Here is a 24,913-nt window from a genome sequence, read left to right as displayed (position 1 = left end):
GAACTTCAGTGCTTGAAGCCGATGCTGCGGCGCGCCCGCACGCCGGGCTTGACGCGGTGCTCGGCCTCCAGCTGCGAGAGGAACTCATCGGGGCTCAAGGCCTCGCCCAAGGTTTCCACCTGCTGGCGCACTGCCGCGAAGTCGCCGGGGGTCAGCTGATCCAGGGCGGCCAAACGGCTGATCTGATCGGTGTCCAGCGTGGCCGCCTCGTCGCCGCAGGCCTCGCGGGCAAACATGCGCTGGCGCTGCTCGACACGCAAGGGCTTGAAGCCGATCTTGAAGGCGAAGCGGCGCAGCGCGGCTTCGTCCAGCTCTTCAAAGAGGTTGGTGGTGCAGATGAAGATGCCGGCAAAGCGTTCCATGCCGGCCAGCATTTCGTTGACCTCGGAGACCTCGTAATTGCGCTCCGCCATGCGGCGGCTGCGCAGAAAGCTGTCGGCCTCGTCCAGCAGCAGCACGGCGCCTTCCGACTCGGCGGCTTCGAACATGCGGGCCATGTTCTGCTCGGTCTCGCCCACGAACTTGCTGGCCAGGTCGCTGGCCTGGCGCACCATCAGCGGCCGCTGCAGGGTCTGCGCGATGTGTTCGGCCAGGGCGGTCTTGCCGCTGCCCGGCGGGCCGTAGAAGCAGAGGTTGCCGACACCGCGCCGCTGCAGGGCGGCGACGATGCGTGGCAGCTCGAAGCGCGACTCGCAGTTCAAGAGCTCGAGCGCGTATTGCGTCACCGTGGGCCGGATGGCTCGGCCCTGGGCGCGCTGGCCCAAGGCCTTGTCGGCATTGGCGAGCTGGCGCTCGATCATCTGCTCACAGTTTTCGCGGTCGCCGGCCAGCTGGGCAAAGCGCACCGCGGTGCGGATCTGCGCCGGCGTCAGGCCGCGTCGCTCGGCCAGGCGGCCCGCGAATTCGGCGCTGACCTGGACATCGGCCAGGGCCTTGTTGACCAGGCCCAGGCGCGCGCCGGGCGGCGGCGACTTGAGCTCCAGGTGGTACTGGAAACGGCGCCGGAAGGCCGGGTCGATCTGCTCGATGCGGTTGGTGATCCAGATCACCGGCACCGGGTTGGTCTCCAGAATCTGGTTGACCCAGGCCTTGCCGGACACCGAACCCGAGGTCGGCGCCTCGGCGGCCGAATCGAGGCGTGCAATCAGCTGGGCGGTGTCGGTGGACAGGGGCGGGAAGACATCCTCGACCTCGTCGAACAGCAGGGCGACATGGGCGCTGGCCTTGAGGAAGACCTGGCTGATCTGCAGCGAGCGGTAGCGGTCACGGCCCGAGAGGCTGTTGCCGTCCCGGTCGGCATATTCCACTTCGTACAGATCCAGGCCCGCGGCCTGCGCCGCCACTTTGGCCAGCTCGGTCTTGCCGGTGCCGGGTGGGCCGTAGAGCAGCACATTGACGCCGGGCTCGCGCCGCGCCACGGCCTGGCGCAGCAAGGTGTTGAGCAGGGCCAGGTCTTCGGCCACGAATTCGAAATCGTCGGCGCCGAGCTGGCTGCGCGTGGCCGGCCGGGTGAATACGGCCATCAGGTCGTGTGGCCCGGGGTATTCGCGCATCAGCACCGGTGGCAGCTGGTCGCTGACCTTCATCAGGTCGGCCAGGTCGGTGATGTTGTGCTCGGAGATCAGGTTTTCCACCATGCCGATGCGCTCCAGGCGCGAGCCGGCTCGCAGCGCTTCGGCGACTTCCTGTTCGTTGACGCCGGCCACCGCCGCAATCGCAGCGAAGGCCTCTTGGGCGGTGTTGACCTTGAACTCAACCAGGGCGCCGCGCAGCTCGCGCTGGTAGCGCGCCAGCGTGCCGTAGAGCAACAGGGCACGTTCGGCCGGGTTCAGTTGCAGCAGTGTGCCGAGTGCGTCGATGTTCTTCTCGACCAGGGTGGATTCGCGCTTGAGCTGGCGGTCCAGCCATTCGCTGGTGGTGGCCAGCAAGGCCAGCATGTCTTTGGGTGCGTCCTTGACGTATTCGTCGAGATAAAAGAACAGGGTGGATTCCGAGAACGGGCCGTTCCAGACTCCGTGGCGCAGCAGAAACGCCTCGTCGCTGAGCTGCTCATGGCCGCGCCAAAGTTCATTGCCCTGGCAGCGCAGGGCCAGATAGTCCCGCAGGCGGCCCAGCACGCGAAGCGGCCAGACCAGATGGCGGCCGGTGAAGGACAGCAGGCCGTTGAAATCACGGCGCAGGTTGAAGCGGCCGGCATGCTTGACCGTCAAGGTCAGCACGAACTGCGAACACATGCGGTCCAGCACCGGTGCGTCCTTGAGGCCGGGCGAGGGCAGCAGGCGCACAGCGCTGCGCACCTCGGCCTGCGTTGCGGCGCTGGCGGGCTTGCCAAGAACAACAGGGCCCCCGCTGGCGGGGGCCTTGGCTTTGGCGGGCCGGGGGCTCGCTGTTCGCTTGACCATGGGCTGCATCCCTTGCTGAAAGCGCGCCGGCTCAGAGCCGACGCTGCCCCATCTTGGCGCAGCCGCGCGCCGAGGACAAGGGCCTGGCGCGGTGTTTTTTAGCGGCAGTTCAGTGCATCACCACCGGTTGATGGCCCATGCTGGCATAGCCTTCGATGAAGTCATCGAGGTCTTCCTCGCTCGGGTCTTGTTCAATCAAGGCCTCGACGCCGTCCTGGAACTGCTGGGCCAGGGCGCCCTCGATGAAGATCTCGCGGCGCGAGAATTTGTCGACGATCTCATAGCCGCCGCGGTGCAGCTGCAGCTCGGGGTTGGCTTGCAGGAATTCCCCGGGGACCGGTTCGGTGACTTGCACGTCGAACTTGACGACACTGAAACTGGGGGAGTTGTAAAGCATGTGCATGGTCGGCTCCTTTCAGCGTCAACTGCGGCCAGCGTGCCGTCTTTCAAGGCTTATCGGCAGCCCCTTGCACCTGACCGTGAGTAAATAGTGTCAGATTGCAGGCCTGTTCGGCGCTTCGCGGCAGAAATTTCATGTTGGAAGCGTCAAAAAACACACGTGGATGCGGGGTCCTCAGGGTTTCTCTGCTGGCGCACTCAACTGCATCTGCCAACCACGATCATCGGGCAGGTCCATGATCAACTGAACCGGGATATGGCCGCGCGCCGGGTCCAGCCAGACCTCGATGTCGCCGCTGTAGGGCCCGAGCGCGGCCCGGCGCAGATGCAGGGCGCGGGCAATGCTGGCGCCGGGCAACTCAAGGGTTTGCTGGTCCAGCACCTCGAAGCGCCATTCGCGCGCCTCGCCACGCAGCGCGACCACGGGCAGGCGCAACTCGCTGCCCGGCGGGTAGCGCTCGGGTGCGGCTTCGATCATGGCCGCGAGCTGTATCCACCAGCTGAGCCGATCCTGCACACCGGCCGGCAAGGGCACTTCCTCGCTGCTGGCGGAAAAGCTGATCAAGCCTTCCTCGCGGCGAAAGTTGGTGGCGACCATGTCTCGGCCGCGGCGCTGCTGGACATAGCGGTCCGGGCTCAAGCCTTGAGCGTCGAGCTGCCCCTGGCTTTTCCAGGCCGGCAGCGGCCGCCCATCCAGCTCGCGTTCCAGCAGCAAGCTGTAGTCGCGCTCGCCCGGTTGCCAGTTGAGGCGGGCGCGGCCGTACTGGCCGTTCTGCAGCAGGATGTAATGCCATTCGCCGGGCGCTGCCAGGCGGACGCTGGCCGGTGGGGCTTGCACGGGCGCCGGCCCGTTTGCGGAATCGGGTGCGCTATCTGGCCTGGATTCAGCTTGGGCAGCCGGCGTTTCGGCAGGAACGGCGGGCCCTGGTCGGCGCGGGCGGTCTGGCCTGCGCGTCGCGGCCGGCTCGGCTGTCATCCCGGATGCGACTGGCGCAGAGATTTTTTGATTCAGCACCCGCACGGTGGTGAGGCCGGGCGTCGCACGCTCCGCGCTGGTTGTCGGCTGGCTGCTGCCGGCCTGCATCAGCCAGGCGTGCGCGGCCAGGCTCGCGGCCAGGGCGAGCAGCCAGGGGCGGGCCAGAAGCCAGCGCTGAGTGGTGAAGAGTTCGAGGTGCATCGTTTCGCATTGGACAATGCCGTCATCGCAGCGCTGTATTGTCACCATCGATGAAACTTGCCACCTACCAGGATGGTTCCCGCGACGGCCAGCTCGTGCTGGTCTCGCGCGACTTGAGCCAGGCCCATTACGCCAGCGGCATCGCCACTCGGCTGCAGCAAGTGCTGGACGATTGGGGTTTTCTGTCGCCGCAGCTGGAAACGCTCTACACCGACCTCAACCATGGCCGCTTGCGCCATGCCTTCAATTTCGAGCCCAAGCGCTGCCTGGCGCCGCTGCCGCGCGCCTACCAGTGGCTCGAAGCCTCGGCCTATCTGAGCCATGAGGCCCTGCTGCGTCGGGCCCGCGGGGCCGAGCTGCCCGACGGTTTCCTCAGCGAGCCCTGCCTGTCGCAAGGCGGCAGTGACGACTTCCTCGGGGCTTGCGAGCCGGCGCGTTTTGCCTCCGAAGCCATGGGCATCGATTTCGTGGCCGAGCTTGCCGTGGTGACCGGCGATGTCGAGCGCGGCGTGAGTGCCGGCGAGGCGCTCGAGGGCGTGCGGCTCTTGATGTTGGCCAATGGCTGGTGCTTGCGCCAGCTGGCTCCGGCCGAGCAGGCCCGGGGTGGTGGCAGCTTGCACAGCAAGCCGTCTGCCTCCTTCAGCCCGGTGGCGGTGACGCCCGATGAGCTGGGGGCTTCCTGGCGCGAGGGACGGGTCGACCTGAGCCTGCAGACCATGTGGAATGGCCGCAAGGTCGGCCACTGCGAGGCCGGAGCCGAGATGAGTTTTCACTTCGGCCAGCTGATCGCCCAGGCGGCCAAGACCCGACGCTTGCGCGCCGGCAGCATCGTCGGCTCTGGTGCGGTCAGCAAGCAGGATGGCAGCCACGGTTACAGCAGCATTGCCGAGAAGCGCGCCATCGAAACGCTGGACAGCGGCGCCGCCAAGACCGAGTACATGAAGTTCGGTGACAGCATCCGCATCGAGATGAAGGGCCGTGACGGCCTGAGCCTGTTCGGCGCCATCGACCAGGACCTGCTGTCCCTGGACGAAGCCGCCGAGTGATCTTCCCAGCCCCTTTCCGCAAGCCGACGCAGGAGACGCCATGATGGAACGCCGCCCCTTGATCTTGTTGCCGCTGCTGAGTTTGTGCAGCCCCTGGGCCCGTGCGGGCCTGAGCGAGGGCGACGCCGCCGCGGGCATTCGCGCGGCGCTGGAGCGTGGCTGTACCACGGCAGTGGCCCAGCTCGGCCGCGCCGATGGTTTTCTGGCCAACCCGGCCGTGCGCATCGAGCTGCCCGGTCATCTCAAGGATGCCGCGAAGCTGCTCAAGAACCTGGGGCAGGGCCGCAAGGTCGATGAGCTGCTCACGACCATGAACCGCGCCGCCGAAGCGGCAGTGCCTGCGGCCCGGCCCTTGCTGCTGGCCGCCGTCAAAGGCATGAGCGTGGAAGATGGCCTGAAGCTGCTCAAGGGCGGCGACGACGCGGTGACCCAGTTCTTTGCCGGCAAGACGCGCGTGCCCCTGAGTGAAAAGTTCCTGCCCATCGTCAGCCAGGCCACCCAGAGGCTGGCCCTGGCCGACAAGTACAACGCTGTGGCCGGCAAGGCGGCCGGGCTCGGCCTGCTGCGCGCCGAGGATGCCAATATCCAGCAGTACGTGACCGGCCGGGCCATCGAAGGCCTGTTCCAGATCATTGGCGAGGAAGAGCGCAAGATCCGCCAGGATCCCTTGGGCACGGGCAGCGCCCTGCTCAAGAAGGTGTTTGGTGGCCTGAACTGAGGATATGGAACGAGCTTCGGTGCGCGCTGCGCAAGTGGCCGAACAGCGTGGTTACGGGCGCCTGGGCCGCTGGGTGGACAATACGCGCTCGATTCCTTTTGCAGTCTTGCCGCACTTGCCCTCATGAACGACATTCCAGATTCGACGCAGCCCACTCCCATCGCGCCGGTGGAAGCCCAGGCCGAAGCCGCTGTTGTGGCCGCCACCGTGGCCGCTGACGCCGAGCTCACGCCGCCTCAGGCGCCGGAGACGGTTGCGCCTGCTGAGGCTGCCGTGCCTGCTGCTGCCGCGGCAAAGGAGATGAGCCCGGCAGCCTGTGCGGCCCAGCTCAAGGCCTTGTTTCCGGCCCTGTTCGGCGGCGGTGCCTTCAAGCCCTTGAAGCTGCGGGTGCAGGCCGATATCCAGGAGCGGGCTCCGGGCCAGTTCAGCAAGGCCCAGCTTTCAGCCTTTCTGCGCCGCTTCACCGGCAACACCGGCTACCTGATCGCCTTGAGCAAGGCCACGCAGCGCTTCGACCTGGACGGCCAGCCGGCCGGCGAACTCAGCGACGAACACCGTGCTGCGGCTCGCGAAGAGCTGACCCGCCGGCGCAACCTCCAACAGGAGCGGGTCGCCAGCGAGCAGGCCGAGCGTGATCTGGCTCAGACCCAGCGCCGCAACCGTGCCGGCCTGCTCTATGACTTCGAGCGCACCACGCTGACACTGCCGAATTTCTGCGTGCTCAAGGGCGTGTCGGCCGAGGAGTTGCCGGGGCTGCTGGAGATCGCACGGGCCGAACGGGCCGAAGAGCCGCCGCGCGAAACCCGGGAAACCCGTGAAACCCGTGAAATGCGGGATCCGCGCCCGGCGCCGCGCGGCCCGCGTGGCCATGCCGGTGGTGAGGGGCGTGGCGATGGCCGCCCCGCCGGCCGTCGCGACGGCGCGGGCCCCCGCGGTGCGCGCGGACCCGGCGGCCCTGGCAAGGGCAGGCCTGCCGGCAGCCGCTGAAGCGGCTGAATCCAAGAGCCGACATCCACTCGCCAACGGCCTGCATGAAGCAGGCCGTTTTGCTTGTCAAGCTGTGGATTACCTGAGCGTAGTTCCGTGGATGTGAAGTATTCCTCTCGCTGTTAACTTGTGTGCTCGATGGCGAACGGGAGCTGTGCGCCAAACGAGGGATGCAGACCCGGGGCTTGGACGTCCTGGGCTGCGGGTAACGCAATTCAATGACGGAGTGGAAATGAAAAAGCTGATTCTCTTGAGCTTGCTGGCTGCCGCTGGCGCACACGCTGATGTGATTTACAACAACGGCCCGGTCGTTGGCGGTAACGGTCTGTCGGTGCTGACCTCGCCGGCCTCGACCTTCGGTTTCGGCATGAATGCCGCCGCAGGCATTTCCGTGGCTGATGACTTCACGGTTGCTGCCGGTAGCGTCTGGAATGTCCAGAGCCTGGACTTCTTCGGCTACCAAACCGGTTCCACAGGTTTCACTTTCAGCAACGCGACCTGGAGCATCATCTCCGGCGACGTGAACACCGGCACCGTGGTGGCCTCGGGCACCACCGCTGTGACCAACGGTGGCCTGCAAGGCTATCGCGTCACCGAAACCACGCTGACCAACACCCAGCGCGGCATCTACAAGGCACAAGCCGATGTGGCCGACTTCTCGCTGGACGCCGGCACCTACTGGCTGCGCTGGAGCCTGACCGGTTCTCTGGCATCTGGCCCGTGGCAGCCGCCGACATCGGACGCACGTGAAGGCAATGCGGCTCAAGCTTTGGCTGGCGCTGCTTTTGGCACCATCACCGAGACCGGCTCTGGCTTGACCGTGGAACTGCCCTTCGCCGTCAATGGCACGATTGCTGCCGCCGTGCCCGAGCCTTCCAGCTATCTGCTGATGCTGGCCGGTGGTCTGGCCGTGGCCGGTGTGGCACGTCGCCGCCGCCAAGCCAAGTGATCTGAGCTGCGCGCTGCGCAGATCGCCAAAAGGCCTGCTCTGCAGGCCTTTTTTTCGTCCGGAGGGTGTTGGAGCCAACCGTGCTTCAGCCTGGCACAGTCGGGCGTTCCTACAATGCCAGCATGAACACCTCAGCCAGCACCTACACCCGCGGCGGCCGCCTAGCCGAGATCATGCAAACGCGCATTGCCATCCTCGATGGCGCCATGGGCACCATGATCCAGCGCTACAAGCTGAGCGAGGCCGATTTCCGTGGCGCCCGCTTTGCCGAGCACGCGACCGATCTCAAGGGCAACAACGACCTGCTGGTGCTGACCCGGCCCGATGTCATCAGCCAGATCCACGAGCAATACCTGGCCGCCGGCTCGGACATCATCGAGACCAACACCTTCGGCACCACCACCGTGGCGCAGGAAGACTACGGCCTGCAGGCGCATGCCTATGAAATGAATGTGGCTGCGGCCCGCCTGGCTCGCGCCGCCTGCGACAAATACAGCACGCCAGACAAACCGCGCTTCGCCGCCGGCGCCCTCGGCCCGACGCCGCGCACCGCCAGCATCAGCCCCGATGTCAACGACCCGGGTGCCCGCAATGTCGATTTCGACACCTTGCGCGCCGCCTACTACGAGCAGGCCAAGGGTTTGCTGGAGGGCGGGGTTGATCTGTTCTTGGTGGAGACCATCTTCGACACGCTCAATGCCAAGGCGGCCATCTTTGCCTTGGATGAGCTGATGGAGGACACCGGTGAGCGCCTGCCCATCATCATCTCGGGCACGGTGACCGATGCCTCAGGTCGCATCCTCTCGGGCCAGACCGTGACCGCCTTCTGGCATTCGGTGCGCCATGCCAAGCCCCTGGCCATTGGCCTGAACTGCGCGCTGGGCGCCACGCTGATGCGCCCTTACATCGAAGAGCTGGCCAAGGCGGCCGGTCCGGTGGCGGTCAGCTGCTACCCCAATGCCGGACTGCCCAACCCCATGAGCGACACCGGCTTCGACGAGACGCCCGATGTCACCGGCCGGCTGATGAGCGAGTTCGCGCGCAGCGGCTTTCTCAATATCGCCGGCGGCTGCTGCGGCACCACGCCCGACCACATCGCGGCGATCGCCAAGGGTGTGTCGGCCTACCAGCCACGGCCCTCAGGCTCCAAGTTCCTGAGCCAGCTGACCGAGCAGGCCGCCTGAACGCTGATTGAAGGCTGACTGAAGGCTGAGCCTAGCTTCAGCCGGCCCCGGCCAGCTTGAGCAGCTTGTCGACGTTGACACGCAGCTTCAGCTCATGCGGCGCCAGGCTGGCGGCGATGGCCTGGCTGGCCAGGCGGGTGTCGCGCGGCACCGGTTCACTCAAGGGGTTGCCGCTTTTGCCGAGCAGGGAGGCCACCAGGGGCTCGGTGGCACTGTGGCCGCGCTTGATGACCATGCCAACCTCGCCATTGGCCAGGCGCACCAGGCTTCCGGGCGGGTAAAGGCCGGTGGTCTTGATCAAGGCCGCACCGGCTTCGTCGGGCTGCTTCATCTCATCCAGGAAGACGGCACGCGCGGCCGAGGCGCCGGCCATGGCCTGGCGCGAGCGCCGCGGGCTCAGCCGGGCACCAAAGATGTCGATACGGCGCAGCACGCGCGCCAGCTGTTCGGCCGGGGCGCGGCCGGCCAGCGGGCCGGGCCCGGCGTCGTGGTGCAGGCAGACCGTCTTCAGCCAGAGTTCAGACTTGACCCCCAGGCTGCCGAGCAGCTCGGCGCTGCGGTCGCCATGCGAAACCAGGGCTTGCTGCTGGGCATGGCTGGGGCCGTCTTCCTGCGAAGCCATGCGGTCCTGTTGGACGGTGATGCTCAGATTCATGCTGAGTGCCGCCTGCGTGAGCGCCAGGCGCCAGTCTTCCGGCCAGCCCAGCTGGCGCGCGCAGAGCTCGGCCAGCACCAGGCTGAGCAGGGCGTGGCGGTCGCTGTAGCTCTGGAAATTCATGCTGGACTCGAAGATCAGCAGCAACAGGACGGCATCGGGCTTGGCGTTCAGGCGCGCCAGTGCGTCGTTATGAAGCTGCTGGAAGCGCGGCTTGAAGTCCTCGGCTTTGGGCTCGCGCAGCAGGCTGTGGGCATGCATCTGCAGATCGGCCCAGGCGGCCTGCTCGCCGAGCTCGACCTTCTGCGCCTTCTCCTGGCGGAAGTCGGCCTGCACTTTGACGATGTCCGCGAGCACCGCACCTTGGTGCATCAAGGTGTCCATCTTGTGCGCCAGGGCGCGTTGGTACTCCTTGGTTTCATGGGCCTGGACCCAGGCACCGCGGGCGATCAGGGCCTGCACCTGGGGGGTGTTGGGCAGGGGCTGGCCGGCGGCGAAGAGCAGATTGCCCTCGGCGTCGCGCAGGGCGAAGCTGAGCACCTGACCGACGCGCAGGCTGTTGGGGGGGAGTTGGATCAGGTCCAAGATGGCCGTTCAGGGTTCACAAGAGATTGTCGGCATTTGCCCGGCTTTGCTTGAGTTCGGGCGCGGAGGGGTGCGTAAAATGCAGCGGTCCGAGGAGCGTTGCGACGGGTTTACACATTCAGCCGAGTGTGCCGCCAGGCTCGGACAGGTGCAGCCCGGGGAAACCGCAGGGCCGGCGCCCGGCAACGACGCTCACCGATTCCTCTGTGTTTTCTTGATTGAGCACGTGCGGGGCTGCGGTGAGTACGCGGCTCCGCCTTTGCGTCGAAGGCCGCCATGACCCACACCACATCCCCCGCCGCATCGATTCCGCCCGCCATGAAGCTCTCGGGCCTGGAGCCCGTGCAGATTGGTGCCGGCACGCTGTTCGTCAACGTCGGCGAGCGCACCAATGTGACCGGCTCCAAGGCCTTCGCCCGCATGATTCTGAACGGCCAGTTCGAGCAGGCCCTGGCCGTGGCGCGACAGCAGGTCGAGAACGGCGCTCAGGTCATCGATGTGAACATGGACGAGGCCATGCTGGACAGCCAGGCGGCCATGGTGCGCTTCCTGAACCTAATCGCCGGCGAACCCGAGATCGCCCGCGTGCCCATCATGATCGACAGCTCCAAGTGGAGCGTGATCGAGGCCGGCCTCAAGTGCATCCAGGGCAAGGGCATCGTCAACTCCATCTCGATGAAGGAAGGCGAGGCGGAGTTCCGCCGCCAGGCCAAGCTGGTGCGCCGCTACGGCGCCGCGGCCGTGGTGATGGCTTTTGACGAGCAGGGCCAGGCCGACACCTTCGCCCGCAAGATCGAAATCTGCGAGCGCGCCTACAAGATTCTGGTGAACGAGGTGGGATTCCCGGCCGAGGACATCATCTTCGACCCCAATATCTTCGCCATCGCCACCGGCATCGAAGAGCACAACAACTACGCGGTCGACTTCATCGAAGCCACGCGCTGGATCAAGCAGAACCTGCCCGGCGCCAAGGTCTCGGGCGGGGTCTCCAATGTGTCCTTCAGCTTCCGCGGCAATGACCCGGTGCGCGAGGCCATCCACACGGTCTTCCTGTACCACGCCATCCAGGCGGGCATGGACATGGGCATTGTCAACGCCGGCATGGTGGGCGTCTACGACGATCTTGATGCCGAACTGCGCGAACGTGTCGAGGACGTGGTGCTGAACCGCCGCGCTGATTCCGGAGAGCGCCTGATCGAGGTGGCCGAGCGCGCCAAGGGCATGGCCATCGACGACACGGCCCGCCTGGCCTGGCGCGCCGGTGATGTGAACCAGCGCCTCAGCCACGCCCTGGTTCACGGCATCACCGACTTCATCGACGCCGACACCGAGGAGGCCTGGGTGGCCATCCAGGCCAGCGGCGGCCGGCCCCTGCACGTGATCGAAGGCCCGCTGATGGCCGGCATGAATGTGGTCGGCGATTTGTTCGGCGCCGGCAAGATGTTCCTGCCCCAGGTGGTCAAGTCGGCCCGCGTGATGAAGCAGGCCGTGGCGCATTTGCTGCCCTATATCGAGGCCGAAAAGAAGGCCTTGATCGACGCCGGCGGCGAGGCCAAGCCCAAGGGCAAGATCGTCATCGCCACGGTTAAGGGCGATGTGCATGACATCGGCAAGAACATCGTCACCGTGGTCCTGCAGTGCAACAACTTCGAGGTCGTGAACATGGGCGTGATGGTGCCCTGCCAGGACATCCTGGCGCGCGCCAAGGCCGAAGGCGCGGACATCATCGGCCTCAGCGGCCTGATCACGCCCAGCCTGGAGGAGATGCAGCATGTGGCCGCCGAGATGCAGCGCGACGAGCATTTCCGCTCGCGCGGCACGCCGCTCTTGATCGGCGGCGCCACCTGCAGCCGGGTTCACACCGCCGTCAAGATCTCGCCGCATTACGAAGGCCCGGTGGTCTATGTGCCCGATGCCTCGCGCAGCGTCGGCGTTTGCAGCGATCTGCTCTCGGACGAGCGCGCCGCCAAATTCATCGCCGACCTGCGCAGCGATTACGAGCAGGTCCGCCATCTGCATGCCAATAAAAAGCAGACGCCCATGGTCAGCCTGGCCGAGGCGCGCGCCAACAAGCATGCCGTGGACTGGGCGAGTTATCAGCCGCCGGTGCCCCAGTTCATCGGCCGCCGCGTGATCCGCAACTACGACCTGGCCGATCTGGCCGAAGCCATCGACTGGGGCCCGTTCTTCCAGACCTGGGATCTGGCCGGCCCCTTCCCGGCCATCCTCAAGGACGAGATCGTCGGCAGCGAGGCGCAGCGCGTCTTCAGCGATGGCAAGCGCATGCTGGAGCGCCTGATCAAGGGCCGCTGGCTGCAGGCCAATGGCGTGTTCGGCCTCTACCCGGCCGCCCAGGTCAACGACGACGACATCGAGATCTACAGCGATGAGAGCCGCAGCGAGGTGCTGATGACTTGGCATGGCCTGCGCATGCAGAGCGAGCGGCCGGTGGTGGACGGCGTCAAGCGCCCGAACCGTTGCTTGTCCGACTTCATCGCTCCGAAAGGCGTCGTGCCGGATTACATCGGCTTGTTTGCTGTCACGGCGGGCTTGGGCGTGGAGAAGAAGGAAGCCCAGTTCCTGGCCGACCACGACGACTACTCCGCCATCATGTTCAAGGCCCTGGCCGACCGCCTGGCCGAGGCCTTTGCCGAGCGTCTGCACCAGCGTGTGCGTACCGAGTTCTGGGGCTATGCTGCCGACGAGGCGCTGAGCAACGAGGCGCTGATCCAGGAGCAATACCGCGGCATCCGCCCGGCACCGGGCTATCCGGCCTGCCCCGACCATCTGGTCAAGCGCGCGCTGTTCCAGACCCTGACGCCGGAAGAGATCGGCATGGGCCTGACCGACAGCATGGCCATGACGCCGGCGGCCAGCGTCTCGGGCTTCTACTTTGCACACCCGGACGCGGCCTACTTCAATGTCGGCCGCATCGGTGAAGACCAGGTGTCCGACTGGGCGCAGCGCATGGCGCTGAGCAAGGAAGCGGCCGAGCGGGCGCTGGCACCGCTGCTCTGAGCGGCACCGGCCATGGCGGGCCTACGCCCGCTTACAACTGATTCGTGCAGAAAGTCGCGAAATGCTCCGGCGCGTGGGAACCTCGAACCCTGCCCGCCGTTTTCGACTCCTTTTGGCGGGCGCGGAGTCTCTTGATGAAAGCCCCTTTGCACTTTTCTTCCAGTCAAATCATGGCCAGCGTCCTTGGCGCTGTGGTTCTTTTGGGCGGCGCCTATGCCGTCGGTCGTTCACAAGGGCCGGCCGAAGCCGTGCCTGCGCCCGTGGCAACAGCAGCGGCGTTGCCGAGCAAGGCCGAGCGCGAGCCAGCACCCGGCAAGACCGAGTCGTCGGTCTTGTGTTCAGACTGCGCTCGTGTGCTCGCAGTCCATGAGGAAAGCCGCGAAGGCAAGGCCAGCGGCTTGGGCGCTGTCGGCGGCGCGGTGATCGGCGGCTTGCTGGGCAACCAAATCGGCGGCGGCACCGGCAAGAAGATCGCCACAGTCGGCGGTGCCGTGGCTGGCGGCATGGCCGGCAATGAGATCGAGAAGCGCCAGAAGTCGCACCGGGTCTGGGTGGTGCGCGTCAAGCTCGACGACGGCCGCGTGCAGAGCTTTGTGCGCGAGAACGATCCGCAGTTCCAGGTCGGCGATGTGCTGCGGGTCCGCAACGGCCAGTGGCAGCGGCAGTCCTGAAATCAGGCGGCCAGGGTCGGCGCAGTTTCAAGCGCCGGTTCGCAGCGGCAGGCTGATCGAGAAACGCACGCCGTCTGGCAAGTGGCTGGCGACGATGCGGCCGTCCATGCGGGCCAGGTAGCTGCGCGCGACGAACAGGCCTTGGCCGCGGTGCTCGGCGCCCTCGGTGGCGCTGCTGACGCCATAGTCGAAGATGCGATCGAACAGGGCGGCCGGGATGGCCTCGCCCTGATTGTCCACATGCAGCTGGGCCATGCCATCGGCCTGCTCCAGCGTCATCCGGATGGCGGTGCCGGGGTGACGGTGGCGATCTGCATTGCGCAGCAGATGGGCGATGACATCCTCCAGCGCATGTTCGTCGGCATCGACCGGCAGCGCGCCCGCCTGCCAGGGCGTCAGCTGCACCGCAGCGATGCCCGCATCGGCCGCGTTCTCGGCGATCAGCTGCACAAAGTCGGCCAGATCGAGGGCCTGCGGGTTCAGGGCGGCGGCGGCCAGCGCCTCACTGGGGCTGGCGGTGCCGTAGAGCACACGCACCGCCTGCTGCATGCGCAGCAGATAACGGCGCTTGGGGTCGTCTTCGCGCGGGTGCAGGGCCAGCAGCGATTGCAGCGGCGACATGATTTCGTGCCCGACCGCATGCCACATATCGCGCTCATGTTCGGCGCGCAGCTGCTCGCGGCGCAGCGCCAGCTTGGCGCGTGAGAGCAGATCGGCCAGCGTGCCGGCCAGAATGCCCAGCTCGTCGCGGCCGCGCAGGTCGGCCACATCGAGCTCGCCGATGCGCTCGTCGATGCGGGCCGGCTGCATGTTGTAGGACACGGCAGCAGCGCGCTTCGTGAGCCGCGCAATGCGGCGCATCAGGCCCAGAGTGATGATGGCCCAGGCCAGGAAGATCGCACCCAGCATGGCGCCCACCAGCCAGGACACCCGCGTCGCCACCGCGCTGAGCGCTTGGTCGACGCTGCGCCAGTCGCCGCTGAGGCGCAGCTGGTAGCGGCCCAACGGTGTCAGCACCTCGGCCTCGGCCAGCGGGGGCGGTGGTGTCTGGCTCAGCGGCAGGCGGCGGATCAGCCGGGTCAGCCAAGGCGAGGGCAGGGTGTCCAGTGGCTCGGACGCGGCGCCGCGCAGCTCGGCCACGCTGCGGCCTTGCTGGCTGATGCGCAGCAGCTCGCCCCGTTGCAGTTCACGGCCCAGGCCACCCAGGGTCAGCGGCGAATGGGCCGGGCCGGCCTGGTTGTCGAACAGCACAGCGCCCTGCGGGCCCAGCAGCTCGATGCGCAGGCGCAGCTGGCTCAGATCGGCCGGCGGCCAGACCAGCGCGCGCGGCGCGGCCAAGGCCTGCTGCAAGGCCGCGACGGGCACGCGCAGGGAAAACATGGTTTGACGCGGGCAGTCGTCGGCGGTGGAGGGTGCGGCATCGGCGAGGCAAGGGCCTTCACGCCACAACCAGCCCCGGAAATCGCGGTCCGGGCGGGCCGGGCGCAGCTGGGTCTCGCCGGGAGGCACTTCAAAGCCGGTCAGCCGGCCGCGCTGCTGGAAGCGCCCGCCACTCTGCGCCTCGAAGGGCGCCAGCCATTGCTGGGTCTGGCCGCGCCACTGCAGGCCGATGCGCACCCGATGCACCTCATCCAGCAGCAGCTGACCCGGTTGGCGGCCCTGCAGCGGGCCGGCCGGCAGCGAGCCGATGGCGTAGACAAAACCGCCGGCAAAGGCATTGCTGCCCAGCGCCAGGCAGAGGCTGCGGCCCTCGCCCTGGTCGCGCGCGCAGCCGGACATCTCGACGGCGCTGCGTGTCTTGGCGGGGTCGTCGAAATCGATGGTCGAGAAGGGCAGCAGCAGCGGCGTCTGGCCATCCTCGGCCTCGGCCTGGGGGTTCAGTAGCGCCAACTGGCCGCTCGGGTGGCGCAGCCTAGCCGCCAGCGCTTGCAGCTGGTGCTCAAAGCCTTGCGCATAGCGTTGGTAGGCGCGCTCTTTCTCTTCGCGCAGCAGCGTCACCGCGAGCAGCAGCGTGGCCAGGGCCAGCAGCAGGAAGACGCCGTGGAAGACGATGCGGTTCCGGAAGGCCAGCAGCGGCAGGCGGGGCATGTCCGGAACCCGCGGCATCCGCGGCAAGCGGCGCAGCAGGCTCACCGGGCCGTCCAGCGGAAGCCGCGCATGGGCACGTTCTCGATGCCGTCGAATTCGGCGTCAACCTCGCGAAAGGCCTCTCGGATGGCCGCCACATGCTTGCGGACATTGTCCTTGCTGCGCCCGCTTTTGACCACGTCGAACAAGGACTCATAACTGACCAACTCACCGCGCTTCTGCACCAAGGTGGCGAGGATGCGCTGCGCCGTCAGCGGCAGGTTGATGCGCTGGCCGCGCCACATGGCCGAGCGCTGCCACAGCGGGTCCAGCACCAGGCTCTGTGCCGCCTCGGGCGCGGTCTGGCGGCTGCGCGAGGCGCGCAGCATGTCCAAAAAGGTGTCGACGAACTCGGCCTCGCTGAAGGTGGTCTTCTGCAGATAGTCCCAGGCGTCCAGCGCCTTCATGATGCCGCGGTAGATGGCCGCCGGCATGGCCGAGATCACCAGCACCGGCGTGCCCTGGTGCAGCTTGTTTATGGCATTGATCAGGGCCACACCGGCATGGCGCTCGCGGCCCAGCTCGATGTCCAGCAGCACCAGGTCGTAGCGCTCGCGGCTCAGCGCGCTTTCAGCGCTGTCGCGGTCGAACCAGGTGTCGATCTGCAGTTCGGGGCGGGTGCTGCGGATCCAGCCGACCAGCTGGTCGCTGGTCGGGCGGTCGTCTTCGATCACGGCAATGCGAGTCATGTGGGGATTATGTGAGGCGCGGACGGTGCTGCCTCGGAAGCTTTCTTCCGCGCCCCGGAGCAAAGCCGCCCGTGGCCGGCATGGCGTGTTCGCGGCCTCAGAAGCGACAGTGGCTTCACCCCCAACCCACGGCCCAGGAGGCCACCACCATGAAGCTCCCCTCCTTGCATCTGCCCGAATCGCTGCGCCACCTGCCTGCCCGCCTCGGCGGAGGCCTGCAGCGCCGCTTGCCGGCCTTGCTGCTGCTCAGCGGCCTCGCTGCGGCGGGTGCCGGCCTGGTGATGGTGCCGCCCTTCTACACCGTCGGCCGCGGCGAGGTGGCGGTGCGCACCAATCTGTTCACCGGCAGCCTCAGCAGCGCCAGCGAAGGCCGCTTGCTGCGCTTGCCCGGCGTGCACGAGGTGCGCGCCTTGCCTCTGCGCGACCAGACCTACCACGCGAGCCGCATGGCTGCGGCCAATGGCGCCGGAGCGCTGCAATCCTTGGAAGGCTTGTCGCTGGGCCTGGACCTGACCCTGGCTTGGCGCATCGACACGCGCCAGTTGCCGGGCCTGGCCACGCGCCTGCCCGAGCAGATCGAGCGCGACCTGATTGAACCGGCCCTGCAGTCGGCGATCTACCCGGTCGTGGCCCAGCACACGGTGCGCGAGATCTTCTCCAGCAAGCGCCGCGAGATCGAGCAGGCGATTGCCCAGACCCTGAGCAAGCAGCTGGCCAGCCAGGGCCTGGAGCTGCGCAGCCTGCAGATCGGCCATGTGGACCTGCCGGCCGACTACCGCGCCGGCATGGACGGCCTGCTGGCCGAAGGCCTGGCCGCCGAGAAGATGCAGTTCACGCTGCAACTGAAGGCGCAGCAGGTCAAGCAGTCCGAGCTGGAGGCGCATGCCGACAAGTCGCGCCGCGAAATCGCCGCCGAGGCGGCGGAGCGTGAGCAGCTGATTGCGGCGCGCGCCCAGGAGGAGGCGATGAAGCACATCCTGCCGCTCAAGCAAAAGCAGATCGAGCAGCGCACGCTGGAGGCCGAGGCCCACAACGCCCAGCGTATCAAGATGGCCGAAGGCAATGCGCGCGCCCGCCAGATCGAGGCCGAGGCCGAAGCGCGTGCGCGCGAGAAGATGGCCGATGCTGAGGCCTACCGCATTGCCCAGCTGAGCAAGGTCGATGCCGAGCGCATGGCGCGCGAAGGTGTCTTGCTGAGCCAGCACCCGCTGCTGGTACAGAAGGCCATGGCCGACAAGCTGTCCGACAAGGTGCAGGTCATCATCGCGCCGCCTTCGGCCAGCGGTGCTTTCATCGGCTCGGGGTTGCTGGGCAACACCGGCCAGCTCACCCAGACCCAAGCCCAAACTCAGGAGTGAGCCATGCGTGAACGCAAGCCCGCTCCCTTGTTCCATGCGCGGCCGCTGTGGTGCCAGCCGCAGCCCGTGCGTGTTCGCAGACGTTCGCGCGGCACCTGGCTCTGCTCGCTGACTGTGGCTGTAGCTCTGGCCGCCTGTGCGCTGCAGGCCTGGGCAGCGCCGTCGCGCCAAGCGATGTTGGTCCTGCAGGACGGTGCGGCCTTGCGCATCGCGCCCAAGGAAGGCAGCCCCGAGCAGGCCCGCCTGATTCGCGGCGAGGCCGTGGAGCTGCGCGGGGAACGGCTGGACTGGCTGCAGGTCTGGGACTACCGGCGCGAACGCGGCGGCTTTGTGCGGCGCAGCCAGCTGCTGCCGCTGCCGAGCGATCAACCCGCGCTGCGGGCACAGCTGCAACTGGCCTTGCCGCAGGAGGGACAGGAGGGCCTGGCTCTGGCCTTGGCCAGCGCCTTCGTGCAGGCGGCAGCGGCGGCCGAGCTGAACACGGCGGCCGGCGCGGAGGTGCTGGATGCGATCGGCCAGCTGGGCCAGCGCATCGCGGCCAGCAGCGGCGCGCGCCGCGCCGGCCTGCTCGATGTGGCGGCGCGTTATGGCCTGCGCTTCGAGGCCTTCGAACAGGGCGACGGCAGCGTCAAGCTCTGCGATGCCGGTGATGCCTACCGCGCCCTCTTGAACCTGCCTGCAGCCTCGCCCGCAGCCAAGGCGCGCGCCGCATTGGCGCTGACGCAGCCGGACTGCCGCCCCACGACCCTCAGCAGCAGCCAGCGCCTGGCCAGCGACGAGGCCCGCGCCGCGCTCTTGCAGCAGGCGCCGTTGCAAGGCCTGCCGCAGTACCAGGCCAACCGGCTGCGCAGCCGCCGTGCCGCCGTGGCCGCCAGCCGCGCGTTTCTGAGCCGGGCCCCGGCCCTGGCCGCCGAAGCACAGGCTGAGTTGGCCCAGGTCGAGGTGGCCGAGCTGGCCGAGGACGACCAGGGCGAGTTCAATGATGCCGCCATGCGCGTCAATGCCGTGCGCTGGCTGGCGCTGCCGGCTCTGCAGGACCGCCAGCTCTCCGCCCAGCTGCAGCTGAGCTTGGTGGCCGGCAGCAGCCCCGGCGAGCAATGTCTGCAGCTGCGCCAGCAGGACCAGCTGGTGCTGAGCAAGTGCAGCGTCGCCCGCCTGCCGCTGGCCTCGGCCACGCTGAGCCGCGAAGGCCGGGCGATTGCCCTGGCGGCGCAGCCGCTGGATGGCTGGCGCGAGCTCTGGTTGCTGCGCGCCGGCCCGCAGGGCTGGACGCTCGATGTGCTGCCGCCGAGCTTGGCTGCGCCCGGCCTGGGTTACGTCGAGTTCGCCGGCTGGGTGCCCGGTGGCCGCGAGCTGCTGCTGGCCAGTGAGTCGCGCGCCGAGGGCCGCTACAACCCGCGCCGCTTCATCCAGCTCGACCTCACGAGCCTGACGCCGCTGCGCCAGTCGCCCGACGCCACGGCCCTGGGCGCCTTCCAGCGCTGGGCCGATCCGGCCTGGCGTGGGGCTTCGGCGGCCTTGCGTTGATGGCTTGAGCTCACGCAGGCGCCAAACCGCGCCGGTACTGAATTGCCTCGCTGAGGTGGGGCACTTCGATGCGCGGGCTGCCGGCCAGGTCGGCCACGCTGCGCGCCACGCGCAGCACGCGGTGGTGGCTGCGGGCGCTCCAGGACAGGCGCTGAGCAGCCTTGATCAGAAAGGCCTGGGCGGCGGGCTCCAATCCGGCATGCTGGTCCAGCTGCGCGGCGCTGAGCCCGGCATTGCTGCAGCCCTGGCGTTCCAGGGCGAGCTGGCGCGCACGGGCCACGCGCTCGGCCACCACGGCGCTGGCTTCGCCGTCGGCGGCGCCTTGCAGCAGTTCGGGCGGCTGCACCGGCACCTCGATGAACAGGTCCAGGCGGTCCAGAAACGGACCGCTGAGGCGTGATTGATAGCGCGCAATCTGATCGGGTGAGCAGCGGCAGGCGCGCAGCGCGCTGCCGTGGTTGCCGCAAGGGCAGGGGTTCATGGCGGCGACCAACTGAAAGCGGGCCGGAAATTCGGCCTGCCGCGCGGCGCGCGAAATCAGGATGCGGCCGGTTTCCATGGGTTCGCGCAGAGCCTCCAGCGCGGCGCGATTGAACTCGGGCAGTTCGTCAAGAAAGAGCAGGCCGTGCTGGGCCAGCGAGATCTCGCCCGGCCGCGGCGGTGAGCCGCCGCCCACTAAAGCCACCGCCGAGGCGCTGTGATGCGGGTTGCGCATCACCCGCTGGCGCCAGCGCCCGGGCTGGAACTGGCCGGCCAGACTGAGCACGGCGGCCGATTCCAGCGCCTCGTCCTCGCTCAGGGGCGGCAGCAGGCCGAGCAGGCGCTGGGCCAGCATGGACTTGCCCGTGCCCGGCGGGCCCACCATCAGCACACTCAAGCCGCCGGCTGCGGCAATCTCCAGGGCCCGTTTGGCGCCAGCCTGGCCCTTGATGTCGCGCAGATCGAGTTCCTCGCCGGCGGGCGCGGCGGTTGGCAGCGCCTGCGCGCGCGGCAGCGGGCTGTCGCTGCCCAGCTGCAAGGCGGCGACCAGGTCCAGCAGATGGCTTGCCGCATGGACCGCCACGCCCTCGACCAAGGCGGCCTCGGCGGCGCTGGCCTCGGGCAGCAGCAGGCGCCGGCTGCTGGCCTCGCGGCGCAGCGCCAGGCTCATGGCCAAGGCGCCGCGCACCGGGCGCAGCTCGCCGCCCAGGGACAGCTCACCGGCGCATTCCAGCTGGGGCAGTTGCTGCGGGTCGATCTGTTCGCTGGCGGCCAGTAGGCCGAGCGCGATGGGCAGGTCGAAGCGGCCGCCTTCCTTGGGCAGCTCGGCTGGCGCCAGGTTCACAGTGATTCTTTTGTTGTGTGGGAATGAAAGCCCGCTGTTTTGCAGGGCGGCCCGCACACGTTCGCGCGATTCCTTGACCTCCGTCTCCGCCAGGCCGACCAGGGTGAAGGAGGGCAGGCCGTTGGCCAGATGCACCTCGACACGGACCGGCTCGGCCGCCAGGCCGTCCAGCGCGCGGCTGTGAACGATTGCCAGAGACATGGTGGCTTGTGCTCCCCTGCAGGCCGTGCCCTGGGCCGATTGTGCCCGGCTGCTGCGCCGTTCAGGCACACAAAGCGTGCTTTGCACCAATCGGGTGCATTGAGCTCGGGCGGCGTCCGACCTGGGCAGGCCAAGTTGGTGCGCCCATTGCGGGTTTCGCTCTAGGCCGCGATGCCGCGAGAGCAAAGCGCTGGCGCGCAAAGCTGGCACGGAAGCTGCACTGCATACCGCCAAGTGCTCGTATCTCTCCGTTTTTCCTTCTTTCACCTTTTGTTGACATCCAGGAGTTCCGCATGAAGACATCGTTCGCCAAAGCTGCTGCTCTCACTCTCGCGCTCGGCGCTGTGCTGCCCCTGGCCGCCCAGGCCGAGGAAGCCGCCAGCCCGCTGAGCTTCAATGCCAGCGTGACCACGGACTACCGCTATCGCGGCATCTCGCAGAGCCGCGTCAAGCCGGCCCTGCAAGGCGGTGCGGACTACGCGGCAGCCAACGGTTTCTACATCGGCACCTGGGCTTCCACCATCAAGTGGATCAAGGATGCGCCCTACAACGGCGGCGCTTCGCTGGAGCTGGATGTCTACGCAGGCTACAAGACCGAAATCGCAGCGGGCCTGACGCTGGACGTCGGCGTGCTGGGATACATCTACCCCAGCAATGACCTGAACCCGAGTGCCAACACCACCGAGGTCTACGGCGCTCTGAGCTACGGTGTCTTCACCGCCAAGTACTCGCACAGCACGACCAATCTGTTCGGCACGGCCGACAGCAAGGGCAGCGGCTACCTCGACCTGAGTGCCACCCTGGACCTGGGCGATGGCGTCACATTGGTGCCGCATCTGGGCCGCCAGAATGTCAAGCACAACTCTGCCGCGTCCTACACCGACTACTCGCTCACCCTGAGCAAGGAGTACGCGGGCATCGCCTTCAGCGCCGCTGTCGTCGGCACCAACACCGACGCCTATGTCGGCGGCCCTTCGGCCAAGAACCTCGGCAAGAGCGGTTTTGTGCTCTCGGCCAAGAAGTCCTTCTGAACTGAACGATCGCTCGTCTGATCGAAACCAAGACCCCGGAGACCCTCATGAAACTCATCACCGCCATCATCAAACCCTTCAAGCTCGACGAAGTGCGTGAAGCCCTCAGCGCCATCGGCGTGCAGGGCCTGACCGTCACCGAGGTCAAGGGCTTCGGACGCCAGAAAGGCCACACCGAGCTCTACCGCGGCGCCGAGTACGTGGTGGACTTTCTGCCCAAGGTGAAGGTCGAGGCCGCTGTGGCCGACGCCGTGGTGGAGCAGGTGATCGAGGCCATCGAGGGCGCCGCCCGCACCGGCAAGATCGGTGACGGCAAGATTTTTGTCTCTCCGCTGGATCAGGTGGTGCGCATCCGCACCGGCGAAACCGGTCAGGACGCGCTCTGAACACGCCCGAGCGCACTTCAACAAGACGCCAGCAAGGCACCCCCAAATCCGTAGGAGATTTGCAATGATCATCAAGAAACTTCTCGCCACCTTGGCCCTGGCCGCCGCGGTGCTCGCACCGGCCGCCTGGGCGCAAGACGGCGCGGCTTCGGCCCCGGTGGCTGCGGCCACCGCCATGACCTCGGCACCCGAGGCCAGCGCCGCTCCGGTCGCTGCGCCCACCGAAGCACCCGCCCCGGCCGCAGCTGCTGCTGCCAGCGAGGCTGCCGCTGCCGCTCCGGTGCTGGTCCCCAACAAGGGCGACACCACCTGGATGATGCTGTCCACCCTCTTGGTCATCCTGATGACCGTGCCCGGCCTGGCTCTGTTCTACGGCGGCCTGGTGCGCAGCAAGAACATGCTGTCGGTGCTGATGCAGGTGATGGTCGCCTTCTCCATGATCATCGTGCTGTGGGTGATCTACGGCTACAGCTTCGCCTTCACCGAGGGCAATGCCTTCATTGGCGGTACCGACCGCCTGATGATGAAGGGCGTTTGGGACAACGCGGCCGGCACTTTTGCCAACGCAGCCACCTTCAGCAAGGGCGTGGTCATTCCCGAGATCGTGTTCGCGGCCTTCCAGGCCACCTTCGCCGGCATCACCGCCTGCCTGATCATTGGCGCCTTTGCCGAACGCATCAAGTTCAGCGCTGCCTTGGCTTTCCTGGCCCTGTGGTTCACCTTCAGCTATTTGCCGGTGGCGCACATGGTCTGGTTCTGGATGGGCCCGGATGCCTACACCGCTGCAGGTGTGGTCGATGAAATGAACGGCAAGGCCGGTCTGCTCTGGCAATGGGGCGCGCTGGACTTCGCTGGCGGCACCGTGGTGCACATCAATGCCGCCGTGGCCGGTCTGGTCGGCGCCTTCATGGTCGGCAAGCGCATCGGTTACGGCAAGGAAGCCTTCACCCCGCACAGCCTGACCTTGACCATGGTCGGCGCCTCGCTGCTGTGGGTGGGTTGGTTCGGTTTCAACGCCGGCTCGGCGCTGGAAGCCAATGGCTTCGCTGCCCTGGCCTTCATCAACACCCTGGTGGCCACGGCCGCAGCGGTGCTGTCCTGGTCCGTCGGCGAAGCGCTGCACAAGGGCAAGGCTTCGATGCTGGGTGCTGCGTCGGGCGCTGTGGCCGGCCTGGTGGCCATCACTCCTGCGGCGGGTAATGTCGGTGTCGGCGGTGCCCTGATCATCGGCGTGATCGCTGGTTTCGCTTGCCTGTGGGGTGTGTCGGGTCTGAAGAAGCTGCTGGGCGCGGACGACTCGCTCGATGTCTTCGGCGTGCACGGCGTGGGCGGCATCGTTGGCGCTCTGCTGACCGGTGTCTTCAACTCGCCCAATCTGGGTGGCCCCAGCCTGGTCGCTGACTGGGTCACGGTCAGCATGGTGACGGCCGATGCCTACACCATCGCCGGTCAGGTGCTGACGCAGGCCAAGGCTGTGGGCGTGACCGTGATCTGGTCGGCCGTGGTCTCCCTGGTCGCTTACAAGTTGGTCGATCTGGTCATCGGTCTGCGCGTCAGCGAAGAAGACGAACGCCAAGGTCTGGACATCAGCTCGCACGGCGAGACCGCGTACCACAAGTGATTTGAGCGCCCTTGGCTGCGCCCTGCGCAGCCCCTGCAAGCCACAAGCCGCCCTGTCTTCGGATCGGGCGGCTTTTGTTTTGAATTGCGCGGACGGCGGCAGTCGGCACAGAGCTGTCGTTGGCTGAGGTTTCAGTTCGAACGCAGAGTGCGCGGAGGACTGCAGAGGCCGCAGAGAGAGGAGCAAGATTTTTGGTCTCAGCGTCCTCTGCGGTCCTCAGCGAGCTCTGCGTGCTGAAGCTTCTTCGCGAACGACGGCTCCGTACCGCTTGCCGCCCTTCGCGATCACGGCCCGGGATCGGGCGCTGCGCTTTCCTGGCGCTTCTTGATCAAGACCTCGGTCAGTTCCAGCAGCTTGGCCGGGCTGAAGGGTTTGGCGAGGAAGAAGTTGGCGCCGGTTGCGAGGGCACGGGTCTTGGTGGCTTGGCTGGCGTCGGCGGTCAGCATGACGATCAGGGCCTGGGTGAGCCGTGGGTCGGCGCGCATCTGGCGACACACTTCGATGCCATCGATGTCGCCCGGCATCATCAGGTCCAGATAGACCAAATCGGGCTGCAAGGTGCGGGCCAATTCCATGGCCAGATGGCCATTGGGCGCTTCGTAGAGCTGATGTCCGGTGTCTTCCAGTGCCCAACGGATCAAGCGTCGGATGTCGGCCTGGTCCTCGACGATCAAGATCTTGGCCTTCATGACGAAGTGGCAGTTCTGCGCGTGTCCATGCGGACAAGCATATCGCTTGCAGCAAAACTTTTTTCATTGTGGCGGCCTTGGCAAAGCCAGGGGCGCCCCAAGCTGCGTGCTCCTAGAATCAAACGCAGCCTGCCGCACTGCCTTCCCTCTTTCCTTCCTTCGGCCCGAC

The 24,913-nt window shown here is 67.2% G+C and carries 20 protein-coding genes and 1 riboswitch; of the genes, 12 read left to right on the top strand and 8 right to left on the bottom strand.

Annotated features, from left to right (window positions below; genetic code table 11):
- Positions 1–5: 5 nt before the first annotated feature.
- The 3 genes from LNV28_RS12335 to LNV28_RS12325 form a co-directional block, all read right to left on the bottom strand.
- Positions 6–2,402, bottom strand: coding sequence for an ATP-binding protein (locus LNV28_RS12335; protein ID WP_263517840.1), 2,397 nt, complete (start codon positions 2,400–2,402; stop codon positions 6–8).
- A gap of 109 nt (positions 2,403–2,511) precedes the next feature.
- Complete coding sequence (locus tag LNV28_RS12330) at positions 2,512–2,805, bottom strand: BTH_I0359 family protein (RefSeq protein ID WP_263517839.1); 294 nt, start codon at positions 2,803–2,805, stop codon at positions 2,512–2,514.
- Positions 2,806–2,976: 171 nt separating this feature from the next.
- A complete protein-coding gene (locus tag LNV28_RS12325; RefSeq protein ID WP_263517838.1) occupies positions 2,977–3,639 on the bottom strand; it encodes a DUF3108 domain-containing protein in 663 nt (220 codons plus the stop codon).
- Between the two features lie 389 nt (positions 3,640–4,028).
- On the opposite strand from LNV28_RS12325, the gene LNV28_RS12320 reads away from it, so the two are divergent.
- From LNV28_RS12320 to LNV28_RS12300, 5 genes are all read left to right on the top strand, one after another.
- The gene (locus tag LNV28_RS12320) at positions 4,029–5,024 is read left to right on the top strand and encodes a fumarylacetoacetate hydrolase family protein (RefSeq protein WP_263517837.1); all 996 of its coding nucleotides are present in this window, start codon (positions 4,029–4,031) and stop codon (positions 5,022–5,024) included.
- 43 nt (positions 5,025–5,067) lie between these two features.
- Positions 5,068–5,742, top strand: coding sequence for a DUF4197 domain-containing protein (locus LNV28_RS12315; RefSeq protein ID WP_263518143.1), 675 nt, complete (start codon positions 5,068–5,070; stop codon positions 5,740–5,742).
- A gap of 123 nt (positions 5,743–5,865) precedes the next feature.
- A complete protein-coding gene (locus LNV28_RS12310; protein WP_263517836.1) occupies positions 5,866–6,729 on the top strand; it encodes a ProQ/FINO family protein in 864 nt (287 codons plus the stop codon).
- A gap of 232 nt (positions 6,730–6,961) precedes the next feature.
- Positions 6,962–7,678: a PEP-CTERM sorting domain-containing protein gene (locus tag LNV28_RS12305; protein ID WP_263517835.1), complete on the top strand. Its 717-nt coding sequence runs from the start codon at positions 6,962–6,964 to the stop codon at positions 7,676–7,678.
- Positions 7,679–7,743: 65 nt separating this feature from the next.
- Positions 7,744–8,862: a homocysteine S-methyltransferase family protein gene (locus LNV28_RS12300; protein WP_411969968.1), complete on the top strand. Its 1,119-nt coding sequence runs from the start codon at positions 7,744–7,746 to the stop codon at positions 8,860–8,862.
- Between the two features lie 37 nt (positions 8,863–8,899).
- Here LNV28_RS12300 and LNV28_RS12295 read toward each other — a convergent pair whose 3' ends face one another.
- Entirely contained in the window at positions 8,900–10,102 is a 1,203-nt protein-coding gene (locus tag LNV28_RS12295) for an HD-GYP domain-containing protein (protein ID WP_263517833.1), read from the bottom strand.
- 85 nt (positions 10,103–10,187) lie between these two features.
- Positions 10,188–10,303: riboswitch (S-adenosyl-L-homocysteine riboswitch) on the top strand.
- A 75-nt stretch (positions 10,304–10,378) separates the two neighbouring features.
- Here LNV28_RS12295 and metH point away from each other — a divergent pair.
- Together metH and LNV28_RS25080 are read left to right on the top strand one after the other, a co-directional pair.
- Positions 10,379–13,120 (top strand): methionine synthase, encoded by a 2,742-nt coding sequence (gene metH / locus LNV28_RS12290; RefSeq protein ID WP_263517832.1) that lies wholly within the window; start codon positions 10,379–10,381, stop codon positions 13,118–13,120.
- A 170-nt stretch (positions 13,121–13,290) separates the two neighbouring features.
- Positions 13,291–13,791, top strand: coding sequence for a glycine zipper 2TM domain-containing protein (locus LNV28_RS25080; RefSeq protein WP_318013854.1), 501 nt, complete (start codon positions 13,291–13,293; stop codon positions 13,789–13,791).
- A gap of 27 nt (positions 13,792–13,818) precedes the next feature.
- Here LNV28_RS25080 and LNV28_RS12280 read toward each other — a convergent pair whose 3' ends face one another.
- On the bottom strand, positions 13,819–15,879 hold the full coding sequence (locus LNV28_RS12280) for a sensor histidine kinase (RefSeq protein ID WP_263517831.1): 2,061 nt from the start codon (positions 15,877–15,879) through the stop codon (positions 13,819–13,821).
- Between the two features lie 41 nt (positions 15,880–15,920).
- Positions 15,921–16,607: a response regulator transcription factor gene (locus LNV28_RS12275; RefSeq protein WP_263517830.1), complete on the bottom strand. Its 687-nt coding sequence runs from the start codon at positions 16,605–16,607 to the stop codon at positions 15,921–15,923.
- A 149-nt stretch (positions 16,608–16,756) separates the two neighbouring features.
- On the opposite strand from LNV28_RS12275, the gene LNV28_RS12270 reads away from it, so the two are divergent.
- Both LNV28_RS12270 and LNV28_RS12265 read left to right on the top strand, forming a co-directional pair.
- Entirely contained in the window at positions 16,757–17,965 is a 1,209-nt protein-coding gene (locus tag LNV28_RS12270) for an SPFH domain-containing protein (protein WP_263517829.1), read from the top strand.
- A 3-nt stretch (positions 17,966–17,968) separates the two neighbouring features.
- Positions 17,969–19,492: a hypothetical protein gene (locus LNV28_RS12265; RefSeq protein WP_263517828.1), complete on the top strand. Its 1,524-nt coding sequence runs from the start codon at positions 17,969–17,971 to the stop codon at positions 19,490–19,492.
- 10 nt (positions 19,493–19,502) lie between these two features.
- Here the strand turns inward: LNV28_RS12265 and LNV28_RS12260 are convergent, their stop codons facing one another.
- Positions 19,503–21,017, bottom strand: coding sequence for a YifB family Mg chelatase-like AAA ATPase (locus LNV28_RS12260; RefSeq protein ID WP_263517827.1), 1,515 nt, complete (start codon positions 21,015–21,017; stop codon positions 19,503–19,505).
- Between the two features lie 293 nt (positions 21,018–21,310).
- On the opposite strand from LNV28_RS12260, the gene LNV28_RS12255 reads away from it, so the two are divergent.
- From LNV28_RS12255 to LNV28_RS12245, 3 genes are all read left to right on the top strand, one after another.
- Positions 21,311–22,048 carry a TorF family putative porin gene (locus tag LNV28_RS12255; RefSeq protein WP_263517826.1) on the top strand — a complete coding sequence of 246 codons (738 nt, stop codon included), beginning with the start codon at positions 21,311–21,313 and terminating at the stop codon, positions 22,046–22,048.
- A gap of 47 nt (positions 22,049–22,095) precedes the next feature.
- Positions 22,096–22,434 (top strand): P-II family nitrogen regulator, encoded by a 339-nt coding sequence (gene glnK / locus LNV28_RS12250; RefSeq protein ID WP_102769267.1) that lies wholly within the window; start codon positions 22,096–22,098, stop codon positions 22,432–22,434.
- A gap of 70 nt (positions 22,435–22,504) precedes the next feature.
- The gene (locus LNV28_RS12245) at positions 22,505–24,055 is read left to right on the top strand and encodes an ammonium transporter (protein WP_263518142.1); all 1,551 of its coding nucleotides are present in this window, start codon (positions 22,505–22,507) and stop codon (positions 24,053–24,055) included.
- Positions 24,056–24,339: 284 nt separating this feature from the next.
- Here the strand turns inward: LNV28_RS12245 and LNV28_RS12240 are convergent, their stop codons facing one another.
- On the bottom strand, positions 24,340–24,744 hold the full coding sequence (locus LNV28_RS12240; RefSeq protein WP_263517825.1) for a response regulator transcription factor: 405 nt from the start codon (positions 24,742–24,744) through the stop codon (positions 24,340–24,342).
- Positions 24,745–24,913: the final 169 nt, after the last annotated feature.

Origin of the sequence: Paucibacter sp. DJ2R-2 (assembly GCF_025717675.1) — a bacterium.
GTDB lineage: Bacteria > Pseudomonadota > Gammaproteobacteria > Burkholderiales > Burkholderiaceae_C > Paucibacter_A.
This window is presented reverse-complemented; position numbering and strand designations above follow the sequence as displayed.